Source organism: Algoriphagus sp., assembly GCF_030694375.1.
Classification (GTDB): Bacteria; Bacteroidota; Bacteroidia; order Cytophagales; family Cyclobacteriaceae; genus Algoriphagus.
In genome coordinates this window covers 1-2524 of record NZ_JAUXYL010000019.1, presented here as the reverse complement: position 1 = coordinate 2524, position 2524 = coordinate 1, and the positions used below count along the sequence as shown (strand labels likewise).

The following is a 2524-nucleotide window of genomic DNA, read 5'->3' as shown; positions in this document are numbered from 1 at the left end:
CTGTCTTTTCCTTCTCTGTAGGCAAAATCATCTCCCAGCGAGTTTACCGGCGTGCCCATGTTTCGGACTCCGCTGATCGCTGTGGGCGTATAATTCGCCTCAAAAATGTCCATCCCTCCCAGCCCTTTGTGGCCTGTGGATGAAAAATAAAACCGGTTGTCCTTCCGGAACGGATGCGTCTCATTGCCTCCCGTATTCACCTCCGGACCCAGATTCACCGGGGTGCCGAACACCATGTTTTCATCATATTCCGAATAATACAGGTCGAAGCCGCCCATACCTCCAGGCATATCCGAACTGAAGTACAGGCGCTTTGCCCCCTCGTCCACAAACGGATGCATCATTGCATACCCGATCGAATCGTTGTACGGGAAAGCCGTAAACCCTTCCAGGTTTCCGTCAGGACCTACCTTGCTGTAGTAGATCTCCGGCTGTACAACAATGTTCCGACGCTTCTTCACCTTGCCGATCGAACGGGTCACCGAATAAAACAGCAGGTTTTGGCTTGCAGCATAGCTCGGATCCGAAAAATGCATCGTATTGGGCACATTCGATACCACCTTGCTCACCTTCCCGTCCCTGTCCTGCTGGTACACCGAAAAATAATTCCTGTCAGAGGCATCACTCTTCTCCTCACTGAACAGCTTGTTTCGACCGTCTATCCGGATACCCGGCATACGGGTCGGAAAACTCCCCCCACGGTCGGATACAAAATACTTCATCCCGTTCGCATCTTCCACGTAGGAAAAATCCGCCTCCGAAGAGTTTACCCCTTCCATCGGCTCCACCTTCAGCTTCCTTGCACTCACCGGAATACGCGTCGGGGACACGCCCAGACTGTCGGCACTCAAACCCTTCGCTTCGATGATCGACTTGGCCTCCTCAAAGTTGTCCGTCAAAATCCCCATCCGAAGCAAGGCGGTGTAGGCCTCTTCCGTGGCTTCTTCATAGCCCACCGCAGTCTTCCACCACGCATAACTCTGTCCGTAATCACGTACCTTCTCCTGAGCCAAAGCCGTCTTTCGGGCCGTCTCATAGTTGGGCTTCTTTGCATACGCCTCCTTATACATGTCCAGCGCATGCTGGTAGTTCATCAGACCCATCTGATCGTCCGCATAGCGAACCTTCGACTGCTGTGCTTCTGACCCGTAAACCGCTCCCAAAAACAGGACCGCCGTAATTCCAAGTATCGTCAATGTCTTTTTCATAATCAGAACCATCTTTGGTTTTTCATAGTTGCAGTTCGAGGTATCATGTAGAAGCCTACCGAAAACTCGTGCGAGTTGTGTCTGTAATCCTGAAGCACGTTCAGACTCTGATCATACGCATAGCCCAAACGCAGCCTGTCCGTGGCAAAAATCTCGATGATCCCCGCCACCGCATTCCGCTTGGACAGGTTCGAATCCAGCTGATCGGCCCACACGTTCACATTCGAACGGTAAGATGCTCCAACCCACAGCCGCTCGAAAAACAAAAACATCCCGTTGATGTCGTAGTTGGTCCGAGCTCCCTGTACCTGCTTGATCAAAAAACTCGGCTTAAAGCCCACATTGTCCGACAGGGTCAGCATCGCCCCCGCTGTCAGGTAATAGTGGAAGTCATGGTAAGCCAGTGCCATGTCTTCTTTCTCCAGCGCCTTCCTGCCGATCATGTTGTACACACTGAAGCCCGCATAGAACTTGTCCGTGTTGAAAAACAGACCCGTGTTCAGGTTCGGCGTGAACATGTTCACCCTGCCCCCGGGAATCAACTGATCGTTCGGATCATTCGGATCCAGACGGTCCCCGTCCATCACGTATTCCGATACCCCGACACTCGCTCCCATCCCCAGAAAACTCTTGCTCCCCGTCTGGATGCGATACGCATATGTCACCAAACCGCTGGTCGTACTAGCCGGTCCCTGCTGGTCTGACAACAGCGAAAACCCGAAGCCCATCGTCCCCTCGTTGGCACTCAGATCCGCAGTCACCGTGAACGTCTTGGGCGCTCCGGGAAAATCCAACCACTGACTCCGGTACGTAGACTGGATGTAGGGCTCTCCCTTGTAGCCCGCATATCCCGGATTGACGTGCAACCCGTTGAAGATATACTGACTGAACTGCGGGAGCTGCTGCCCAAAAGTCCCTCCGGTGGCGAGCAACGCCACCAGAAAGGTCATTCCTATGATTTTAAAAGTCGTTTTCATGTGCTTGTGTTTTGCTTGTCCAACGGCCACATGGAATCTCGCAGGGTTGTTAATCACCTCTGGGTCTAACATTTTGGTCATGCTCGATTTCATAGCGCTTTATGATTATTCTTTGATTACCTGAATCCATCCCTTGAACTCCGAAGTAGTACCCTGCGCATCAGTCACAACCAACACATAGTAATACGTACCCGCTACCTGACCGGGAGCATCCCAGTCGTTGCCGTAGTTGTCACGCTCAAGGACGTGGTCTCCGTACCTGTTGAAGATTACAAGTCTGTTGCTCGCATACTTGCTCAGACCCTGAATCTCAAACCTGTCATTCTTGCCATCTCCGTT

General features: G+C 52.2%; 3 protein-coding genes. All 3 read right to left on the bottom strand.

Annotated elements, in window-relative coordinates; genetic code table 11:
- Positions 1 to 1208 (bottom strand): tetratricopeptide repeat protein (locus Q8M62_RS04895; RefSeq protein WP_371134618.1); only part of this gene is annotated, 1208 nt, incomplete at its 3' end.
- A 2-nt stretch (positions 1209 to 1210) separates the two neighbouring features.
- Positions 1211 to 2185: a type IX secretion system membrane protein PorP/SprF gene (locus Q8M62_RS04890; protein WP_092735153.1), complete on the bottom strand. Its 975-nt coding sequence runs from the start codon at positions 2183 to 2185 to the stop codon at positions 1211 to 1213.
- A gap of 105 nt (positions 2186 to 2290) precedes the next feature.
- A partial coding sequence (locus Q8M62_RS04885; protein WP_305668047.1) for a gliding motility-associated C-terminal domain-containing protein occupies positions 2291 to 2524 on the bottom strand: 234 nt, incomplete at its 5' end.

Bases quoted from the DNA above. Each gene is read 5' to 3' on its own strand.
- Q8M62_RS04890 (WP_092735153.1), bottom strand. From the start codon at position 2,185: ATGAAAACGACTTTTAAAATCATAGGAATGACCTTTCTGGTGGCGTTG.